General features: G+C 36.0%; 22 protein-coding genes. 12 read left to right on the forward strand and 10 right to left on the reverse strand.

Annotated elements, in window-relative coordinates:
* Window positions 1-23 precede the first annotated feature (23 nt).
* The gene (recX, locus tag BK574_RS14845; RefSeq protein ID WP_075388109.1) at window positions 24-839 is read right to left on the reverse strand and encodes a recombination regulator RecX; all 816 of its coding nucleotides are present in this window, start codon (window positions 837-839) and stop codon (window positions 24-26) included.
* Between the two features lie 132 nt (window positions 840-971).
* On the opposite strand from recX, the gene BK574_RS14850 reads away from it, so the two are divergent.
* From BK574_RS14850 to BK574_RS14880, 7 genes are all read left to right on the forward strand, one after another.
* Window positions 972-1,880 (forward strand): TIGR01777 family oxidoreductase, encoded by a 909-nt coding sequence (locus tag BK574_RS14850; protein WP_078429138.1) that lies wholly within the window; start codon window positions 972-974, stop codon window positions 1,878-1,880.
* A 133-nt stretch (window positions 1,881-2,013) separates the two neighbouring features.
* Window positions 2,014-2,127 (forward strand): YfhE family protein, encoded by a 114-nt coding sequence (locus BK574_RS14855; RefSeq protein ID WP_075388107.1) that lies wholly within the window; start codon window positions 2,014-2,016, stop codon window positions 2,125-2,127.
* A 173-nt stretch (window positions 2,128-2,300) separates the two neighbouring features.
* Window positions 2,301-2,459: a YfhD family protein gene (locus BK574_RS14860; RefSeq protein WP_078429139.1), complete on the forward strand. Its 159-nt coding sequence runs from the start codon at window positions 2,301-2,303 to the stop codon at window positions 2,457-2,459.
* A gap of 444 nt (window positions 2,460-2,903) precedes the next feature.
* Window positions 2,904-3,428: a diaminobutyrate acetyltransferase gene (ectA, locus tag BK574_RS14865; RefSeq protein WP_078429140.1), complete on the forward strand. Its 525-nt coding sequence runs from the start codon at window positions 2,904-2,906 to the stop codon at window positions 3,426-3,428.
* A gap of 123 nt (window positions 3,429-3,551) precedes the next feature.
* Window positions 3,552-4,835 (forward strand): diaminobutyrate--2-oxoglutarate transaminase, encoded by a 1,284-nt coding sequence (gene ectB / locus BK574_RS14870; protein WP_078429141.1) that lies wholly within the window; start codon window positions 3,552-3,554, stop codon window positions 4,833-4,835.
* 165 nt (window positions 4,836-5,000) lie between these two features.
* Window positions 5,001-5,390, forward strand: coding sequence for an ectoine synthase (locus BK574_RS14875; RefSeq protein WP_075388104.1), 390 nt, complete (start codon window positions 5,001-5,003; stop codon window positions 5,388-5,390).
* Window positions 5,391-5,730: 340 nt separating this feature from the next.
* The gene (locus BK574_RS14880) at window positions 5,731-5,931 is read left to right on the forward strand and encodes a PLDc N-terminal domain-containing protein (protein ID WP_078429142.1); all 201 of its coding nucleotides are present in this window, start codon (window positions 5,731-5,733) and stop codon (window positions 5,929-5,931) included.
* Here BK574_RS14880 and BK574_RS14885 read toward each other — a convergent pair whose 3' ends face one another.
* On the reverse strand, window positions 5,932-6,234 hold the full coding sequence (locus BK574_RS14885) for a hypothetical protein (protein ID WP_075388145.1): 303 nt from the start codon (window positions 6,232-6,234) through the stop codon (window positions 5,932-5,934). It abuts the gene before it with no gap.
* 90 nt (window positions 6,235-6,324) lie between these two features.
* The gene (locus BK574_RS27585) at window positions 6,325-6,489 is read right to left on the reverse strand and encodes a hypothetical protein (protein WP_158211668.1); all 165 of its coding nucleotides are present in this window, start codon (window positions 6,487-6,489) and stop codon (window positions 6,325-6,327) included.
* A 340-nt stretch (window positions 6,490-6,829) separates the two neighbouring features.
* Here BK574_RS27585 and BK574_RS14890 point away from each other — a divergent pair, with 340 nt between their 5' ends.
* Window positions 6,830-7,693, forward strand: coding sequence for a metal-dependent hydrolase (locus BK574_RS14890; protein ID WP_078429143.1), 864 nt, complete (start codon window positions 6,830-6,832; stop codon window positions 7,691-7,693).
* 106 nt (window positions 7,694-7,799) lie between these two features.
* Here BK574_RS14890 and BK574_RS14895 read toward each other — a convergent pair whose 3' ends face one another.
* Window positions 7,800-8,894 carry a nitric oxide synthase oxygenase gene (locus tag BK574_RS14895; RefSeq protein ID WP_078429144.1) on the reverse strand — a complete coding sequence of 365 codons (1,095 nt, stop codon included), beginning with the start codon at window positions 8,892-8,894 and terminating at the stop codon, window positions 7,800-7,802.
* 176 nt (window positions 8,895-9,070) lie between these two features.
* Here BK574_RS14895 and BK574_RS14900 point away from each other — a divergent pair, with 176 nt between their 5' ends.
* Both BK574_RS14900 and BK574_RS14905 read left to right on the forward strand, forming a co-directional pair.
* Window positions 9,071-9,862 (forward strand): endonuclease/exonuclease/phosphatase family protein, encoded by a 792-nt coding sequence (locus BK574_RS14900; RefSeq protein WP_078429145.1) that lies wholly within the window; start codon window positions 9,071-9,073, stop codon window positions 9,860-9,862.
* Between the two features lie 214 nt (window positions 9,863-10,076).
* Window positions 10,077-10,391, forward strand: coding sequence for a DUF3817 domain-containing protein (locus tag BK574_RS14905; RefSeq protein WP_078429146.1), 315 nt, complete (start codon window positions 10,077-10,079; stop codon window positions 10,389-10,391).
* Window positions 10,392-10,622: 231 nt separating this feature from the next.
* Here the strand turns inward: BK574_RS14905 and BK574_RS14910 are convergent, their stop codons facing one another.
* The 4 genes from BK574_RS14910 to BK574_RS14925 form a co-directional block, all read right to left on the reverse strand.
* Entirely contained in the window at window positions 10,623-11,315 is a 693-nt protein-coding gene (locus tag BK574_RS14910) for a pseudouridine synthase (protein ID WP_078429147.1), read from the reverse strand.
* 214 nt (window positions 11,316-11,529) lie between these two features.
* Window positions 11,530-12,987, reverse strand: a complete 1,458-nt coding sequence (locus BK574_RS14915; RefSeq protein WP_078429148.1) for an alanine/glycine:cation symporter family protein — start codon at window positions 12,985-12,987, stop codon at window positions 11,530-11,532.
* 205 nt (window positions 12,988-13,192) lie between these two features.
* Window positions 13,193-14,533, reverse strand: a complete 1,341-nt coding sequence (locus BK574_RS14920; RefSeq protein ID WP_078429149.1) for an SGNH/GDSL hydrolase family protein — start codon at window positions 14,531-14,533, stop codon at window positions 13,193-13,195.
* Between the two features lie 189 nt (window positions 14,534-14,722).
* Window positions 14,723-16,057, reverse strand: a complete 1,335-nt coding sequence (locus BK574_RS14925) for a S8 family peptidase (RefSeq protein ID WP_078429150.1) — start codon at window positions 16,055-16,057, stop codon at window positions 14,723-14,725.
* Between the two features lie 252 nt (window positions 16,058-16,309).
* On the opposite strand from BK574_RS14925, the gene BK574_RS14930 reads away from it, so the two are divergent.
* On the forward strand, window positions 16,310-17,128 hold the full coding sequence (locus BK574_RS14930; protein WP_078429151.1) for a tyrosine-protein phosphatase: 819 nt from the start codon (window positions 16,310-16,312) through the stop codon (window positions 17,126-17,128).
* Between the two features lie 14 nt (window positions 17,129-17,142).
* Here the strand turns inward: BK574_RS14930 and BK574_RS14935 are convergent, their stop codons facing one another.
* Window positions 17,143-17,520, reverse strand: a complete 378-nt coding sequence (locus tag BK574_RS14935) for a hypothetical protein (RefSeq protein ID WP_078429152.1) — start codon at window positions 17,518-17,520, stop codon at window positions 17,143-17,145.
* A 430-nt stretch (window positions 17,521-17,950) separates the two neighbouring features.
* Between BK574_RS14935 and BK574_RS14940 the strand changes: the two genes are divergently transcribed.
* Window positions 17,951-18,436: a hypothetical protein gene (locus BK574_RS14940; protein WP_078429153.1), complete on the forward strand. Its 486-nt coding sequence runs from the start codon at window positions 17,951-17,953 to the stop codon at window positions 18,434-18,436.
* 75 nt (window positions 18,437-18,511) lie between these two features.
* On the opposite strand, the gene BK574_RS14945 is transcribed toward BK574_RS14940, so the two are convergent.
* Window positions 18,512-19,870, reverse strand: a complete 1,359-nt coding sequence (locus BK574_RS14945) for an aspartate aminotransferase family protein (protein WP_078429154.1) — start codon at window positions 19,868-19,870, stop codon at window positions 18,512-18,514.
* Between the last annotated feature and the right edge of the window lie 41 nt (window positions 19,871-19,911).

Below are 19,911 nucleotides of genomic sequence, written 5' to 3' on the forward strand. Positions count from 1 at the left end.
TTCACTATGTCTATGTTATGGTTTTATGAGAATTTACCCGTTTCTTCATCTAAGTATTGCTCGATTAGCTGAATTGGAAACCCTTTTGAATATAGCCATTGCTTCATTTTATAGCGATGTTCATATCCACTTATATGGGCGAATTTACGTTTTGCTTTTTCGCCTTGATACACGATCGCCTCCCATTGTTGAACATCACCAACAAATGATGAACTTAACCTTAACGCTTCTTCAATCACCTCATAGGAAAAACCTTTTGCTAACAACTGTCGGGTCACCCTTTGATGATAGGCTCTCTCGGATTCCTTTAGCGTTTTCTTAGCTTGTTTTTCCATCCACTTATTCACGTGTTCTAATTGTTCAGCGTACGTGTAACCATTTAAGGCCTCTTCTGCTAAGCGTCCTTTAATTCCTTTATTATAGAGTTCTTGTTCAATTAATTTAGGACCTTTTACAGCTGTACTTTTCTTCGTATTGACAAACGCTCTGGCAAAAGCTTCATCATTTAGAAAACTATATTCTTTCAACTTTGCTACTACTTTAGAGATCTCTACCTCTTCGTATTCTTTTCTTCTTAAATAGTCTTCAACTTCCTTTTCCGATCTCATTCGAAACGTTAAATAGGATAAGGCTAAATTGTAAGCTTTCTTCACTTTATCTTCACTGAGTATTTGTTCTAATTCCTCAACATCAATTTGCATCCCTTTTTTTAAACTCCAGGCAAGAAGGACATCTTGGTCAACACTAAACCCATACTCTTCTCCAGCCCCTTGATCAATATAAATATTAAATCGTTCGGTATTGTTTTTTTGTGTTGTAATTTTTGTTATAACAGCCATAGCCACAACTACTTTCTTTCTTAATTAATTTTGGATGAAACAATGAAATTCCTTTTGATCTGCTTATCAATTATTTATACTTTATACTATACTTAAACATTAGTTAAACGATTATGAAAGTTGGTGAACTACTTGAATATTGCAATAGCTGGCGGTACTGGATTAATTGGTACAGCATTAACTCATCATTTCACATCACAAGGTCATCAGGTTTTTATTTTAACTCGAACACCACAAGAACAGAAGGGGAACGTTAACTATATTCAGTGGTTAATGCCTGGCTCTAAACCAGAAGAAAAACTTCCTCCACTCGACGCTCTTATTAATTTAGCTGGAGATTCAATCGGATCAGGACGTTGGACTCAGCAAAAAAAAGAGCGAATATTAAATAGTCGACTTTCAGCAACTAGCGCTGCAATATCATTACTTGAGCAATTAGAGCGAAAGCCTAGCGTATTTATCAACGCTTCTGCAATTGGAGTTTATGGTCATTCATTTACGGAAACTTTCACAGAAGATCATGCAGATGATGGGAAAGGTAACTTTTTAAAAGACGTTGTAATATATTGGGAAAATGAAGCTAAGAAAGCCGAATTACTTGACATCCGGACTGTCTTTCCACGTTTAGGATTGGTGCTAGATCAGCAGGGAGGCGCTTTACCCAAAATGTTACTTCCCTATCGCTTCTTTGCGGGAGGCAATTTAGGAACAGGTAATCAATGGTATTCATGGGTTCACATTGACGATGTTGTACGTATGTTTGAATTTGCGATCCAAAAACAACAAATTCATGGAGCCATGAATGTTACTGCTCCACACCCCGTTAAAATGAAGGAAATGGGACAAGTCATTTCCTCAATTCTAAAACGACCACATTGGTTACCCGTGCCTTCCTTAGCTTTAAAAATAGTACTAGGTGAAATGAGTTCCTTATTATTAGAAGGTCAACGCGTTCTACCTGAAAAAGCACTCCGTCACGGATATCAATTTACCTATCCTACTGTTAATAAAGCTTTAGTACAAATATTAAAGAAACAGTAAATAAAATGAAAGTCAGTATTCTGTTTGAGAAGCATCTCAAACATCGTATAAAAAAACTCACCTAGATAATAGAATATTTTTCCTCCAATTTACTCATACTATATATATTACTTCATTATTAGGAGGAAACACTATGGAGAAGAAGAAACGTCGTGATCAACATGAAAGACAAACCCTGAAAAAAGCACAACAAGTAACATACCAATCAGACTTTAAAGCTGCTGACCGCGCTGCTCGTTCAAGATAAACACCATTTTCTCGAGGTTGATTCATTAGGATCAACCTTTTTTACTTACTCATACCAAAAGTAACTTCGTTTGGAAATTATTTTATTACATGAACAGTATCCCTCTTTCTCAAACTAGGAACAGATGATTGCACTACTTCGCAACATCAACCAATATACTTGGAGGGATATTTGTGGGTAAAAAGAAAAAAAAGCAACAACAAATCGCTAACGTTCAAAACGACGGCATGGATGTTGAATATTCAGCTGAATTAGCTGATGCAAACGACATAGAAGCAAACGAACGTGGAGCCGCTGCTGACCGCCGAGCAAAAAAGAAGAAAAAGAAATAATGATTTACCCTTTACTTATATAGTAGAGACTGATTTGTACCGTTACACTTTCTGTCTTTATTGTAGTTTCTAGGTACAGTAAAGATAGAAAGTAAAGAGCTGTTAAATCAGTCTCTTTTCTATGAAATATCATTTTAATTCCCCGAACCTTTCTTTACCTAACTTTTCTTCATGATAAAGTCGTCACCTTTTGTAAGATTTGCTCACATTTTTTCAAATTGTTCGAAAACATAACGATATGGAAGGAATATGAAAGATACGTGCTCTTAACAAGTGGTAACGTAAGTCACCCTGATTAATCATGGTTTATCCTTAAATAGCTGGTTTGCTTTAATTTCCACATCCCCTTATCATTTATAATAGCAATAAAAAAAATAATAAATCATCCATTAAGGAGGAATACGTTATTATTTACGATAATTTGCGGTTTGTAGGTGAAAAGCGATGATTCAACTAACGAAAATAGTTAAACCATCCATTCCAAATGTCACTTTTGAAAAACCATCCGTTGAAGATGGCGCCGCCATGTGGGAACTTGTAAATAACTCTACACTGGACTTAAATTCTTCTTACAAATACATCATGTTCTGTGAATTTTTCGCTGAAACTTGTGTAGTTGCAAAAGAAAATGACAAACTTGTAGGGTTCGTTACAGCTTTCATCCCTCCAACTAAACCAGATGTCGTTTTTGTATGGCAAATTGGAGTTGATGCTTCTCAACGAGGAAAAGGGCTTGCCTCTTACCTTTTACAAGAGTTGATTGCTCGTGAAGGTTGCCTAAATATTAATTATCTCGAAGCCACTGTTACACCTTCTAATCAGGCCTCTCAATCACTATTCCGACGCCTAGGGCGAGATCTTAATACGAATTGTGAAGTGTTAGAATGTTTCTCAGAAGATTTGTTTCCTGGAGACGATCATGAAGAGGAACACACTTTCCGAATTGGACCATTCAATAAAGATAAATAGTGTTTAGTAGATAGTAGATTAGGGATAAGGATGATTCGATCGTTTCATGTGAAAAGCTTCACAATTATTAAGGTTGATGCTGAATTCCTTTCTTACCAAATAAAAGGAGGATCTATATCAAACATGGAAAACAATAATTTAAGTATATTTAACGAATTAGAATCTGAGGTTCGTAGTTATTGCCGAAGCTTCCCTGCAGTTTTTAATAAAGCAAAAGGACACAAATTGTGGGATGTTGAAGGCAATGAGTATATTGACTTTTTCGCTGGAGCTGGTGCTCTAAATTACGGACATAATGACCCAAAAATGAAAGCAAAACTAGTCGATTATATATTAAATGATGGTATCGCCCATTCATTAGATAAAGCAACGGCTGCAAAAGCTGAATTTTTAGAGAAGTTTAATAACACCATTCTTAAACCTCGTAACATGGAATACAAAATTATGTTTCCTGGGCCAACAGGAACAAATACAGTAGAAAGTGCATTAAAGCTTGCTAGAAAAGTAACTGGACGTACAGATGTCATTAGTTTTACAAATGGCTTTCACGGTATGACAATTGGCTCTTTATCCGTTACTGGTAACTCCTTCAAGCGTAAAGGCGCTGGTATTCCATTACAGCATGTCGTGACAATGCCTTATGATAACTTTGTTAACGACGAACTCGACACTCTGGAGTATCTCGAGCGCTTCTTAGAAGACAACGGAAGTGGAGTCGCAATTCCTGCCGCAATAATCCTCGAGACAGTCCAAGGTGAAGGGGGCATTAACGCTGCCCGTTTCGAGTGGCTGCAAAAAATAGAAAGCATTTGCCGTCGCTTTGGTATTTTACTCATAGTTGACGACGTTCAAGCCGGTGTTGGTAGAACAGGTACATTCTTCTCTTTTGAAAAAGCTGGAATTAAACCAGACATTATCTGTTTATCAAAATCCATTGGTGGATACGGTTTACCACTTGCACTCACATTAATTAATCCTAAATATGATATTTGGGAGCCAGGCGAACATAATGGGACATTCCGTGGAAATAATTTAGCATTTGTTACCGCAACTGAAGCATTGACTTATTGGGAAAATGACTCTTTCGAAAAGAGCATACAAGAAAAATCAGAGAAAATTACTGAATTTCTTATTGGTCTTACAAAGAAATACCCACAAATTAAAGGGCGAGTTCGCGGTCGCGGCTTTATGCAAGGAATTGCATCTGATGTGGAAGGTATGGCTTCAGATATTGCCAAAGCTGCTTTTGAACGAGGTCTAATTATGGAAACCGCTGGTCCAGATGATGAGGTATTTAAACTCTTCCCTGCCCTCACGATAGATCATGAAGGCTTAGAAAAAGGTTTTGCGATCATTGAAGACAGCATTCAAAGCTTAGTTAAAGAGAAAGAAGTTGTATCATCATAAAGGAAAAGCCCAATAGAGTCGGTGGATTAAACAACTACTTTAAATAAGAAACACGTAGAGTTTGGTACGTTGCTGAGTCAAATGCAGAAAATTATAGTCTGCCAACACTGGGAAAATCTTTTATTTAGATTTAAATTTTAAATACAAATAACGGAGGAACTGAATATGAAAGTTGTAAAACTAGAAGATGTCATTGGAACAGAAAATGAAGTAAAAAGTGATAACTGGATTAGCCGCAGATTATTATTGAAAAAAGACGGTATGGGATATTCAGTAAATGATACAATCATAAAAGAAGGTACAGAAACACATATTTGGTACCAAAATCATTTAGAGGCAGTCTATTGTATTGAAGGTGAAGGTGAAGTTGAAACTTTAAGTGATAACAAAATTCATAAAATTACACCAAACACTATTTATGCATTAGATAAAAATGATGAGCATTTACTTCGTGCAACTAAAGGCGATATGCGTATGGTTTGTGTATTCAATCCTCCACTTACTGGAAGAGAAACACATGATGAAAACGGTGTATATCCAGTTATTGAGGATTAATAAGAAGTAACTCCAAAACATGAGTCTCAATATAAAATGACACTCCCTAAAAAGCTGTGCCAAGAATTATTCTTTCTGGCACAGCTTTTTAGTATTTTAGATTTTCCGTATTCAAAACCATTTCCATTACCTTATTTACAACTTCTCTATAGTAGCTCTAGTATTGCAACGCGAATCCTCTATTAATAAATTCCCTATGAAATTCATACAAATGATTAAACTTAAACTACATCAAAAACGAATTATTACATTAGTTGATTCCTACCTAATTACGACACGGGAATAAACTTTGATAATATAGAATAAGAAAAGTATTATCTTATGTAAAGGGGACTATAAAATGGATATTATTGCAGCATTTGGTTTTATCCTAATTTTTATAATTGGAATTTTTCTTTTAAATATATTTACTAGTATTTGGGCCTACCGTGATGCAATTAGTAAAGGAAATAGCAAAGAATACGCCATTATCGTTCTAATCGGAACACTATTTTTCCCTGTATTAGGATTAATCGTTTACTTTATCATTCGTAACGATTAATTAATGTAGCAATATTTTTTGGAATTTTATATGATTTGTATCAATTCCGATTGTTTCTAATAGCTCAATAGCTTCATCTAGTGAAGAAGCGGGATATGCTACCTTACAAATATGGTCGGTTTTGGATAGCTTCTCTGCGGTTATTACTTCTTTCGGAAGAAGGTCTTTCATTGAAGTAATAACCTTAATTACCTCCTCGTCCCTCTCAAACGAAATAAGGCCAGTAACATTATTGTATAAAATGATGAGCGGTACATCTGTCAACGGATGGACAAAATGCGCTTTATAAATAACACTTTCCATATCTACAACTCCCCCTCTCTTACTTACCCATATTCTATCATGAAAAATAGTACGAGGCACCTTTAGGGCGTTAAAGGTGCCTGCTACCATTTATTTGTTCATTTTGTCATCGATCTCGGCTAGGTGTTTAGTTGCTTCTCTAGCGGTAATCCTTTCAATTGCATGAGCTATTTTATTCCCTAATACCATAAAGCCAAAGAAAAGAGAGAAAAAGATAATAACAAAAACGACAACAAAACCTTCAAACAAAGTCATGTTTCCCCTCCTTGTTAACTGCTTTATGAAACTATATGAGGTATGGAGGGGTTATATGCTTAGCAAATCTCTAACATGACTTACTAAATTGAACATCTGATGAACATCAAGTGAAACTTCATAAATTGCGCACAGCCGAACAAGTTCGTATCTTATTAACGAATACTTCGGCCACTGACTCACGACTACAAACTTAACTTTGAGCATTTAAAATTTAAACAGATTTCTTTTTGATCTTTTAACGTTAATAACAGGGTGTATCTCTACCATCATATACACTTTTTCATTTATAATATTTTTATTATTATAATGATATTTCGGAATAAAAGGATGTGTTGTTTTGGATTCTATCACACACACTTTATTCGGGTTAGCTATTTACGGTGGTGTCGATAAACGTGAAATGTCTAAACCCATGAAAAGTGCTACGTTTTTTACAGCTATTGTCGGTAGTCATATTCCAGATATAGATGTTATCTCACAGCTATGGGATACGGAGGGACAATATCAAATGTGGCACCGTGGGATCACCCACTCGTTATTTATGGTCCCCGTTTGGGCGGTTATCTTAATTGCTGTTTGTTACCTCATTTGGGGTGTCAAAGACCGCCGCCTTTTTTACCTTGGGTTATTCGCAGTTTTTATCCATAATACTAGTGATATTTTTAACGCATGGGGAACTGGTTATTTTGAGCCCTTCTCATCTGTTAGACTAACATTTGGAACGATTCCAATTGTAGACTTTGTCATCTGGAGTATTCTACTTTTAGGATTTCTATATAAACGATTGAATAAGATGGCAACTCATCGAGTATACCATATCGTTGGCGCCTGTATTGCTCTTCATGTCATCATTCAATCATTTCAAGGGTATGTTCTCTACCAACAATACAGTGAACGATTTGATCAACATACGCTTTCAGCTAGTTTTATTCCTTGGAACTTTTCTGTAATTGGTAAAACTAAGGAAGAAGTTCAAATTATTGAAACGAATTTATTGGGGCGCGAACACGTATCGTATGTACTAGAGTCCTCTCCAGAAGCTGACTTAGAAAAACTTTTTGATGAAGTACCTGAAGCTGAAACATTGTACGAATGGTCGCCGTTTGTTGTTATTGTTGATGATGAGGAACGACTCGGAATATATGATCCACGTTTTTTCCGTAACGGACAGTCGTTCTTATTTGAATACATCGAAAAGTAAAGCTGACTCTAGATATCCAAACACCTTTGTATTTACGATGAACAGAAGATTTTGTGTATCTTCCTATCGTGATACTGGTGAAGAATATGAGTCAGCTTCTTTTCTTTTATCCATAGCGTTTTTCTTGGTAAAAATAATTAGGCGTTAACATTTCATTGTCATATTCTTTATGAAAAACATGAGTCGTTGCTGGCGATACTGGCGGAATTAACCACGTCCAATCACCAGTTAAAGAGCGCCCGCATCGACTCTCTTTATCCTCAAAATGTTGAAATTGCGTTGCTGCCGTATGATGATCAACGATACTAACACCTTTCTCTTTAAATGAATGAAGAACAGCAACATTTAACTCCACTAATGCTTTATCCTTCCATAATGCCGATGCCCGACTCGTACCTAGTCCCATTAATGAGGCGATTTTAGGAAGCATATTATATCGATCTTCATCTGCCAAATTTCTCGCTCCAATTTCAGTCCCCATATACCAACCGTTAAAAGGAGCCGCCGTGTAATGAAGCCCTCCAATTTCAAGCATCATCTCAGAAACAATCGGGACTCCATACCACTTTAATTGTAAATCTGAAAACCCGTGGTGTTCTGGATGGACGATCGGTACTTCTAACACGATCTCTTTCGGGATGTCAAACCATTGGGGTGCTCCCTTTTGCATTTGTATGACGTACGGTAAAATATCAAAATGAGTTCCTTCCCCTTTCCATCCCCTGTCTGTACAATATTTCGTAAACTGGATCGAAGCAGGATCACCAATAATACCGAACTCTGTTTCATAGCCTGCATAACGGATCAGCTGGTAGTTCCATATTCGAACTTGTTCTTCTCCGCGTACGATAGGTTTAAACACAGTGATTGTCGGTAGAATCTTTCCCCCATTTGTTGCATATTCAATATGTCGGTTTAATGCATTCGCTATTTCTTGAGCTGAATCAGCTTTTCTTTCATCTAAAACGTGCAAACTATCCCAAAATAGTCGACCGATACAGCGATTACTATTTCTCCATGCCATCCTTGCTCCATGCTGTAGTTCTTCAGAAGTATGATCATAATGGCCTGTTGTTTCAATTTCTTGCCTAACTTCTTTTAACCTTGCCTCGATCTGGTCCGTACTTTTGCCTAGTTCTCTGTAACAAATGTATATAAACTTTTCAGCTTCTTTCAATAACTCTTGCTTTGTCTGCAACATTGCCCACCTCATTGTCATAAATAACCTTATTTTAGTATGACCTTTGCTAATTATCATTATTATAGCTAACAATTAGATAACGAAATCTATACAAGACGCTATTTCACCAAAACGACATTTTTATAAAACATGATGAGGTTATTATGTCTAAATTTTTATCAGGTCGGTAAAAATAGTTGCTAAATGATAAGGAGGGATTTCCATTTAAACTTAGATTTTTATCCTTTAATATACGTCATGGACTCGGTACAGATCGTCGTGTCGATCTACATAGAATTGCAAAAATTATTAAACAAAGCGACGCTGACATTATCGGACTGAATGAAGTCGATAAAACCTTTTCAAAACGTAGTCATTTTATTGATCAGACTAGTTGGTTAGCAGAACAATTGCAAATGGAATGTGTTTTTGCCCCTGCTATTTCGTTCCAGTCTCGTAAAGTTGAGCGCCGTGAATACGGGAATGCTTTATTTTCAAGATATCCTATTATCCATTCTAACAATCATATTGTTCGCCTTCGTCCACTCCTATGTGAGCCGAGGTCGATCATCGAAGCTACCATTCAAATTAATCAAACACTAGTAAAGGCACTAGTCACTCACTTTAGCCTAAACCCCTTATTACGAAGGAAACAAATGAGAAAAGTGATAGAACTTTCAACGCAAGAACGACCTAACGTATTAATGGGAGATTTTAATTGTAGACCTTATTCTAAAGATTACTACGAGGTAGCAAAACACTATAATAATACGTGTGCTAAGCGTATTCAAAAAGAACTTGGGACCTTTCCTTCAAGAAAACCCAAATATCAATTAGACTATATTTTTGTAAATGAAAAATTTGAGGTGATCTATTCTGACGTTATTTCAACATATAAAGAAGCGTCCGATCATCTACCAATTACTTCACTTGTAAAAATTAAAAGTGATGTACCTACCCCTTCCGAAAAGCTTCCTACTCTTCAATAAATTGAAGTTAGGAAGCTTTTTTGAAGTGATTTTTAATTCAATTAGACAATTAAATTAAACACTTGGACCATACTTCGAATCCAAGCGTTTTGCGTGAGAATTAATCTGTTTTTTTCTGTTTCTTTCACAATATTGTTGTTTTTATAAGAGGATACTTATTGATATAATTACTACTATAGAAAACTTGTTAATGCCCAAGAGGAGGTTCTCAAACATGTTAGATACACCGCTTAAATGGTTTCGAAATATTGGGATTTTAGAAGGCTGGTCATTTATATTACTTTTAGGAATAGCTATGCCATTAAAGTATATTGCAGATATACCACAGTTTGTTACGGTAATCGGTATGGCACACGGTATTTTATTCATGCTTTACCTCGCAATTGCATTATATGTAACCGTTAAATATAAATGGCCATTAACTCGATTTATTGGCGCTACACTTGCAGCAGTCACTCCATTTGGACCATTTATTTATGATGCTCGTATTTTAAAGCCATACAAAACTGAAGTAAAACAAAGTGTTTAATAAAAAAAACGCTAATCACTATATAGGTTCAGGTTCAGTTATTGAACCAGATAGAGAACATTAAATAACACACTGAAGAGAGGTGCCTAATTACATGATAATTAGCACCTCTTTTTTATTGATATACAGCATTTAACCTATATATTTTAAGAAAATATAGTCTTCTCTGTCCGTAAAAAATAGGTAACCTTAACTTTCAACCATTTCATAATTACTATAGTGGTTATGGATCTATAGCTGTGATAACAATTCACTCAGTTCAACCTCACTTAAGTTTCTCCACTCGCCTACCTCTAGTGAACCGAGAGTGATGTTCATAATTCGAATTCTTTGAAGACGTTCTACTTCATACCCAAACACTTTGCACATTCTTCTAATTTGGCGATTAAGTCCTTGTGTAAGAATGATGCTAAATTCATTGTCATCGATCTGAGACACTGCGCATTGTTTTGTTATCGTATTGAGAATTTCAACTCCATTTGACATTCCCTCTATAAAAGTCTCGGTAACTGGTTTGTCTACTCTTACTATATATTCTTTTTCATGGTTATGTTCGGCATGCATTATTTTATTAACAATATCGCCATCATCGGTTAATAGTATTAAACCTTCTGATGCTTTATCTAGTCTTCCCACTGGAAAAATCCTTTGAGGATAGTTGATAAATTCAATAATATTCTTTTTGACTAGTGGTTGTGCCGTACATGTAATTCCAACTGGTTTATTTAATATGATATAAACAGGTTTAAGCTTTTCTTTAATCTTTATTTGCTCTCCATCAACAGAGACAATGTCGATCAGTTCTACCGTATCTCCTTGCTCGCAAACCTTATCATTAATCATAATTCTCTTTGCACCGATTAAGCGGTCTGTTTCTCTTCTAGAACAATAACCCGTTAAACTCATAAATTTATTAATTCTCATGTGGCTTTCCCTTTCTTTTATGCCAACCTCTACTATTTTACTAAATCATATAAGATTATTAGAAAAAAACAATTGATCGCCAAAAATGGCGAGAATTAGTGTCTATATTATACTTTAATCCTCTAAATAAGTTAAACCTTCCTTTGGAATATGAATAAAGAAAAAGCTACGGTATCAATTTTTTGAACACCGTAGCTTCCATTATTATTCTTACTTAGCTCGACATTTTATCTTTGTCCTTGTTATACTCATTTTCCCAGAAATCAGCGTTCTTAATATTTAACTTCACAGGGTCAAACACTGGGTCAATTCCTTGTTTTTTCTGTTCTTCATAATCTTTAAGAACTCTCAATGCAGGCTTTGCCAAGATCAGAATGGCGATTAAGTTTAACCAAACCATTAATCCTAATCCGACATCACCTAACGCCCAAGCTAAATCTGCTTCACGAACTGCGCCGAAAAACACAGCCGCAAGTAGGACAATCTTTAATAAAAACATTCCCACTTTATTAAACTTTCCTCTGATTAAATAAACGATATTCGTTTCTGCCATATAATAGTAAGCCATAATTGTCGTGAATGCGAAGAAGAATAATGCAACTGCAACGAAGCCAGCACCGAAGCCAGGCAGCACAGATTCAATAGCTGCTTGGGTATAACCTGCTCCTGCAGGAACTTCACCAATAAAGTTTACAATGGTGTTTCCAGCCCCATCGACTACATTGTACATTCCTGTAAAAAGGATCATAAATGCGGTTGCCGAACAAACGAGTAATGTATCAATATAAACCGAGAACGCTTGAACTAACCCCTGTTTAGCTGGGTGAGAAACTTCTGCAGCAGCAGCGGCATGTGGCCCAGTTCCTTGACCAGCTTCATTTGAATAGATTCCACGTTTAACGCCCCACGCAATCGCTAAACCAATGATTCCACCAAACGCAGCATCAACACCAAAAGCACTACTAATAATTAATGATATAACAGCTGGAAGCTGAGATGCATTTGCTCCAATAATAACAACTGCTAGTAATAGATAAGCCACTGCCATAAAAGGAACGACGAGCTGTGCTACGTTTGCAATCCTTTTTACTCCACCAAAAATAATGATACCAATAATAACAATTAACACAGAAGCAGTAACATAAGGATTAATAGAAAACGCATTATCTACAGCAATTGCAATCGAATTCGATTGAATACCTGGCATTAACAAACTCATTGCAAGAAGTGTCGCGATTGCAAAAATAACCGCATACCATTTCCAGCCAATCCCTTTTTCAATATAATAAGCTGGCCCCCCGCGATAAAGTCCATTTTGTTTTTCTTTGTAAACTTGAGCTAAAGTTGACTCAATGAATGCACTCGAAGCCCCTATAAAAGCAATCGTCCACATCCAAAACACTGCACCTGGTCCTCCAAAAGCAATAGCAGTAGCAGTTCCTGCAATATTACCTGTTCCGACTCTTCCTGAAAGCGCAATCGACATTGCTTGGAAAGAGGAAACCCCAGCGGATGAACTTTTTCCTCTAAACATTAAAGAAACCATATCTTTAATATGCCTTACTTGTAAAAAACGAGTAAGAATTGAGAAAAGTAAACCCACTCCTAAACAAAAGTAAATCATGACTTCACTCCATAGGACACCATTAAGCCAGTTCACAAAACCTTCCAAATAAACCCCTCCTATTTTCCCCCGTTAAATTATTTGAACTTTTTTTATATTCGAATTATAATTCAAAAAACACTTTATGGCAATATACTAAAACATTAACTTGTTAGTATACTAAAGTAATATTTTAATATACTTTCGGTTATAAAAAAAGCCTTCGCAAACAATTTGAGAAGGCCGTCTAACATGTAAATATAGGATATGGTGTTTACACAGGATGAATTCTTCTTAATCGCTGTACAAATAATAATACCGATCCTAACAATATTAATCCTATTCCAATACCCATGTAGTTATACATTGGGGTTGCTGTATTTGGTAATTTATTTTTCTTGTCTGCGGGAACAATTGTGTCGTTTTCTTTTTCTTTATCTTTACCTTTCTCTTTCTTTTTATCTTTCTTTTGCTTTTCTTCTGGCTTTTTCACTACTGGTTTTTCTTCTTCAGCGGGAGGTTCTTCTTCTACAGGCGGTTCTTCTTCTGCAGGAGGCTCTTCCTCTACAGGTGGCTCTTCTTCTGCTGGAGGTTCTTCCTCTATTGGTGGCTCTTCTAGTATATTATTGATAGTTATAGAGTTCACTGTTTCGAAACCAAAGACATTCTTAACATAAACTGTATAAGTTCCGTTTTCTGTTACCTCAAACTCTCTATCAATAATGACATTTCCTTCTTCTAGAAAATCACTGACTTCTTTTTCGCCTGGGAGCCATTTCATTTCGATGACTTGTCCAGTCGTCGTAACGCTAATACTTACAGGGTCAGTACTTTGTTCCTCATGTGAAACAGTCAATTCTATATTAGATGGTACTAACAATTGTATTAACAATTGATTTGCTAAATTCGCAAGAACTTGGTGTCCTTCTTGATTTGGATGAACGTCATTAGGAAGCAAATAATTTAACTGTTGATCTGTATACGAAACATAAGCATCTGCTAGTAATGATTTAGATCCAATTGCTGTGGGTTTAATGACTTCATTATTTGTCTTACTAATCATTTGTTCAGCAAAGCCATAAAATGTAGGGCCTAACGGATTTTCTAATGGAATTGGATTATATATCGTATAAAGAATAATAGGTGCCTGAGAATGTTGACGAATAGTAGAGATAATCCCTATTAAATTATTACCAAATGACCCAATTGCTGCTGCTACATTTTGTCCAAGTGCTACAGGATCGAATAATGTAGGGTCTTCGATAAGTCCAGCAAAGTTAGCAGCTTGTAGCAAATCATTACTCCCGATGTTTAACGTAATCACATTTGCACTTTGTAATGCCTGAATAACTGATGAATCGGTTTGTAATGATGATAGTAAATCTCCAGAAGTCCATCCTGGAACACCTAGATTTGTAACATCTAATTTTCCCCCACCTATTAAATGAGGAAAGGCCTCACTTACTGGACTCCCTAAACCATACCCATATGTAATCGAATCACCTAGGGCTACTAGAGATGGCTTTGACTGTTCATTTGCAAAGGCAAATGAGGAAAACAACGTACTTACTAGTAACATGACAAGAAATAAGATACTTAACCGCTTCAGCTTCAAAAAATATTCCTCCCATATTCAATTTTTAATAGCTAATCTTTCACATTATAATTCTATTTTTCAGAATTTTCTATAAAGATTTTTGTCAAAAATCGTTGTAATTTGTAAAATTTATATTACTTTTTGATTACAAAAATAGTACTAGATAATTTTTCATCAATTACCTAGCACTATACTTTTCTGGATTACTTATTTTGGTATTGAATTTTCTGCATTGATATAACCAGCTCCGTAAATATATGGACTGTATTGATCTGGATCGTTCCATAAATCTGTCCCTAGCATTAACCTCTCCTTGACTTGGTCAGGAGATAGTGATGAGTCATGCTCTAACATTAAAGCAACAATTCCTGCACAAATCGGTGTTGCCATTGATGTACCAGATAAGCTAATATAGTCTGTTCCTACTCTATTTCCTTTTTGTAGTTTATCGATGTATGATTTTGGTGAACGAAGTGAAATGATATTTACACCTGGAGCTACTATATCAGGTTTTTTCTTATCATATACTGTTGGTCCCCGACTAGAAAAGCTTGCAACATCATCGTCATCTCTTTCTACAGTATCTCTATCATCCAACGCTCCAACAGTGATTACTTTTTGACTAACTCCAGGACTAGCAATCGTTTGTGGGCTTGGGCCACTATTACCAGCAGCAACACAGACGACAATACCCACATCCCACGCCGCGTTTACTATTTTCACCATCGGGTCTTCTGTTTCACTTTCATATCGCAGAGCAGGAGCACCTAAGGACATATTAATAATATCAATCCTGCTATCAATATTACGTTCATTATAATTAATACAGTACTCTACCCCTTGCATTACTGTTTCCAATGAACCAGAACCTAATTTGTTTAATACCTTTACACCAACAAGGTTAGCTTCTCGAGCTGGACCTCTATATCTTCCTGATGAAGCTGCACCATCTCCTAGTGCATCCCCAGCACAATGAGTGCCATGCCCATTATCATCATAAGGTTCATTTCTTTGATTTATAAAATCGGCAAAGTCAACAATCCTACCCGAAAGGTCTTGATGAGGATGAACGCCCGTATCAATGACGGCAATCGTTACCCCTTTTCCAGTAAGCGTTGTTCCATTTCGTTCAATATCTCTGGCATTTGCAGCAGCAACAGCGGTATCTAACAAAGCCTGAACTTCACCGTTTAAATATATTTTCTTTACTCGGTTACAGCTCGTAAGAATTTTTTCTAAAGCAATCGGAGTCAATTCTGCACTACAGCATGAAACTCTGGCAAACTCATTTCGAATTTTACACCGAGAATGGCTATTAAAGACTTGTTCAACTTGCTGACAGCCTTCACGATAGCAACCTTTTTCAAATTCGATAATTACTGAAAACTTTTTTCTCCTTTTTATGACCCCTTCAAAAAACTTATGAAGAAAGCATGGCGTCCATTTAAACGGTTTATATTGATTTAACACTTGTTCACGTAATGGTTTATCTAACTTGTGAGCATGAGCTCTCACCATTTGAACCATAGAGTATCCAAACAATTTCTATCCCTCCTATTAAATGACTTGCAATACTCTATGGGAATTTAAGAGATTTGACGCGGTCATTGTCCACATTGCTATAAAATATGCTTTTATCTAGGATTGCTTTTTGACCATTTGATTAATTTCTGAATTATCTGTTAAAATAGGAAGGATAGAACTTTATTTATTTAATATCACAGGAACATTAGACATGATTCCAAATCGTATTAATTAATAAGTTAAGAATAAAATAGGCGGAGGAGTAGAACCATGAACAAACTTAATGTGCATTCACATCTGTATGATGAGCAAAATGTAAGGGTTATACCGCTAGAAGGAGCCGTTAATTTTCGCGATATGGGGGGATATCCAACTTTTGACGGTCGAAAGGTAAAATGGGGACATTTTTTTCGCTCAGGTGCTTTAAATGATCTGACAGAAAATGATGTAGAATATTTACAGAGGTTAGGTATCAAAAGGATTTGTGATCTACGCCGTAGTATAGAAACGCAAGCTAAACCTAACCCAAGAATCCCTGGTGTTGATTACATTCATTTACCAGTTATTCCTGAAAACAATGAAAAAGAACAGGTGAGACAAATTGGTGAATTATCCCTCCATGGAGATAAAATTATTCTTGGTGAGCCAGGTGAAATGCTTTTACGTTTAAATCGTGTAATTGCTCATCAAACAGAAGCATACACTCAGTTACTTAAAATGTTATTTGAAGAAGAACGTGTTCCACTCATTATTCACTGCGTCGCTGGAAAAGATCGTACAGGTGTTTGTAGTTCCCTAATATTACTAACATTAGGGGTTCCAGAAGAAATTGTTATCAAAGACTTTACTTATACGAACCAGTTTTTTGACCAATTAAAACAAAGATTAGTCACGAAACGCTTTTTAGAAAAAGCACAAGGTGAAAATCCACAATCAATTGATGCTTTAATAGAAGCAAGACCTGACTACTTAAAAGCATTCTTAAAAGAAATAGAAGAACATTATGGTTCCTTTGATGCATATTTATATGAAAACCTTGGGATAAGTAAGAACGATCGAAAAGATATTCAAAAACGTTATACCGTTTAATCTGACAACTATTACTATGTACTATAAGATAGCTTCTTTTCCTTTTGAATTCCGTAAATGAATAGAATGATGCCAATTAAAACTAGAATGGGTTCAATCAAGTCTGCTTCAGGACCGTTTGTTAATCGGTGTAGATTAAATATCCAGTGAAATACAACGATATCAAAACTTGCAAAAAATCCTGAAGCAGCAATAACTTCATGAAAAAAAGAAATAGGAAAGAACTTTCTGCACAGAATAAAAAAGAGGATGGTTGCACCCCCTCCAATTGCTAATACACCAATACGTTCTAACGTGGTTGTAGCCGTCAACTCTAATGCATAGACATGTCTTGTATGAAAAAGCCAATCCGTATATAAAACACCGATAAGAAAACCTAGTATTCTCCTCATAAAGTGAAACTTCTATTAGTGAGGGGTTTCCTCTTCCCCCACTGATGGTTAGTTGAGGCCCACACGATCTGTGTTCATTTAGCTGTTACTGGCAGTTTATCCTCCACTTATCCTTCTTTGATTCCTCGAAGTCTTGAAATGGGCGTATTACTGCCAGTTGCTGCGGGATAACAACTCACACCTTTTATATTGTTATCTAAACTATTCTCTTTTTTTAGATGCTTTATACTAAAATCATAATAGTATCCTATATTAATAGACCCTTTCTCTTATAATAACAAGTCCTCACATACTTTTATTTATTGAATTTACTAAAGAAAGAATGTATGAGAAAAGAAATTCTCCCTAACCTATTGTAAAATGACTGTGAAACCATTCGACTACCAATCATTAAATACTGAAAACATTTTATTGGAGGACCCACTATATTATGAAAGAACAGAGTACTCACAATCACACTTATTTCTACGGTTTCCATTCGAGAAAGTACTATAAAATATTCATAACAAACGATGGGATTTATGGAGCGAAAATTGCGGGTACAATACCTGATGCAATAATGGCTGATATCATGTTACCTCGAAACCCAGCTGGCTTCTTTCTAGAACCTGTGTACAACAAGAAAATCATGAAACGCCATGAAAAAGAAAACGAAATTGATCAATCAGCTATTGAAAACAAACAAATTTTACAGTTGGATAAAAAGAATTTTTTCTGGAAGAAGGAAGATATTACAGTGGTCAGCATTCAACCGAAGATGAGTAGTTTTACGTGGCCAGCAAAGAATTCAGGTACAATAATTTTTCAATTACAAAACAAAAAAAAGAAACCCTTTATTATTTATCCTGAACAAAACTTAACTGACCTTACGGAAAGCTTCGAGAACATTATACAGAATGTAAAAACAAATAAATGAGAAGAATGAAAGATATAAGTAGTACCTGGTACTTTTAGTGAACTAAAGGGACCAGGCACTATTTTTAATTCCTTATTACTCCTTTAATTCATTTAAAGCGTCTTTTACTGCTTTTACCAAGTATGCCAGATCTTCTTCTTCTGTATTTAAAGGAGGGGCAATGGTTAAAACGTTATTATAGCCTGCTACTGTAGCGCCATTTTTCCCAATAATAACTCCTTTTTGTTTACAAGAAGCGATAACTCTATTGATGATACTTACATCAATTGGAGCCTTTGTTTCTTTATCCGCAACGAGTTCAATTCCAATCAGAAGTCCTTTTCCACGAACATCTCCAACATAAGGGTGGTGTTGCAGAAGGTTCGTTAAATCATTTTTCAATCGATCCCCTAACTGCTTAGAACGTTCGAACAAGTTTTCTTTTTCCATAATTTCAAGGTTTTTCAGTGCTAATGCGCAAGCCGCGGGACTTCCACCAAATGTATTAACATGTCTAAAATAGTCGTATTCCTCTGATCCTTTAAATGCTTCGTAGATCTCTCGTTTGACAGCGGTTGCGGACAACGGTAAATAACCACTCGTAATTCCTTTTGCCATCGTGATAATATCCGGTTTCACTCCATAGTTCATAAACCCGAATGGTTCACCTGTACGACCAAACCCGCAAATAACTTCATCAACGATAAGTAATGCGCCATGTTTTTCACATACTTCTTTTACCGCAGCCATATATCCATCAGGTGGAATGAGGACGCCACCTCCTGTAATGATCGGCTCCATAATTACCCCAGCAATCGTCTCACTTAACTCCCACGTCATCGCACGATCAATATCTCTTACAGATTCTAATTCTGATGGGTGACAATCAGGTGCGTCATTGGATCTATAAAGATCTGGTGGAGGGACATGGATGAAGCCAGGTGCTAATGGCTCGTATTTGTACTTTCTTTGCGCCTGCCCAGTTGCAGCAAGAGCTCCCATTGAATTGCCATGATACGCACGATAACGCGAAATGAATTTATAACGATTGGAATCACCTTTTTGTTGATGGTACTGCCTTACAATTTTAAAAGCCGTTTCATTTGCTTCCGAACCACTATTGGAAAAGAAAATAACATACTCATCACCAAGCATTTCATTTAGTTTTTCACCTAATTGAATCGCTGGTAAATGACTTTGCGTTAATGGAAAGTATGCTAATTCTTTTAACTGTTCATATGCAGCTTCAGCTAATTCTGTACGACCATACCCTACATTGACACACCATAGCCCTGACATCGCATCTAAATACCTTTTCCCATCATGGTCTGTTACCCAAGCACCATTGGCTTTTGTGACAACCATTGTTCCATCAGGATTATAGGGCTTCATTGAATGCCAAATATATTTTTCATCTTTTTCAAGTGCTTTACTATTTTTACTTGTTTCTAACATAGCTATTCCTCCTCCCACATTAAAGAAGTGTTCATACATTT

Origin of the sequence: Alkalihalobacterium alkalinitrilicum, from assembly GCF_002019605.1 — a bacterium.
GTDB classification, from domain to species: Bacteria; Bacillota; Bacilli; order Bacillales; family Bacillaceae_F; genus Alkalihalobacterium; species Alkalihalobacterium alkalinitrilicum.

Bases quoted from the DNA above. Each gene is read 5' to 3' on its own strand.
- BK574_RS14930 (WP_078429151.1), top strand. From the start codon at position 16,310: ATGAACAAACTTAATGTGCATTCACATCTGTATGATGAGCAAAATGTA.
- ectA (WP_078429140.1), top strand. From the start codon at position 2,904: ATGATTCAACTAACGAAAATAGTTAAACCATCCATTCCAAATGTCACT.
- BK574_RS14880 (WP_078429142.1), top strand. From the start codon at position 5,731: ATGGATATTATTGCAGCATTTGGTTTTATCCTAATTTTTATAATTGGA.
- BK574_RS14875 (WP_075388104.1), top strand. From the start codon at position 5,001: ATGAAAGTTGTAAAACTAGAAGATGTCATTGGAACAGAAAATGAAGTA.
- BK574_RS14895 (WP_078429144.1), bottom strand. From the start codon at position 8,894: ATGTTGCAGACAAAGCAAGAGTTATTGAAAGAAGCTGAAAAGTTTATA.
- recX (WP_075388109.1), bottom strand. From the start codon at position 839: ATGGCTGTTATAACAAAAATTACAACACAAAAAAACAATACCGAACGA.
- BK574_RS14910 (WP_078429147.1), bottom strand. From the start codon at position 11,315: ATGAGAATTAATAAATTTATGAGTTTAACGGGTTATTGTTCTAGAAGA.
- BK574_RS14935 (WP_078429152.1), bottom strand. From the start codon at position 17,520: ATGAGGAGAATACTAGGTTTTCTTATCGGTGTTTTATATACGGATTGG.
- BK574_RS14905 (WP_078429146.1), top strand. From the start codon at position 10,077: ATGTTAGATACACCGCTTAAATGGTTTCGAAATATTGGGATTTTAGAA.
- BK574_RS14940 (WP_078429153.1), top strand. From the start codon at position 17,951: ATGAAAGAACAGAGTACTCACAATCACACTTATTTCTACGGTTTCCAT.
- BK574_RS27585 (WP_158211668.1), bottom strand. From the start codon at position 6,489: ATGACTTTGTTTGAAGGTTTTGTTGTCGTTTTTGTTATTATCTTTTTC.
- BK574_RS14855 (WP_075388107.1), top strand. From the start codon at position 2,014: ATGGAGAAGAAGAAACGTCGTGATCAACATGAAAGACAAACCCTGAAA.
- BK574_RS14945 (WP_078429154.1), bottom strand. From the start codon at position 19,870: ATGTTAGAAACAAGTAAAAATAGTAAAGCACTTGAAAAAGATGAAAAA.
- BK574_RS14885 (WP_075388145.1), bottom strand. From the start codon at position 6,234: ATGGAAAGTGTTATTTATAAAGCGCATTTTGTCCATCCGTTGACAGAT.
- ectB (WP_078429141.1), top strand. From the start codon at position 3,552: ATGGAAAACAATAATTTAAGTATATTTAACGAATTAGAATCTGAGGTT.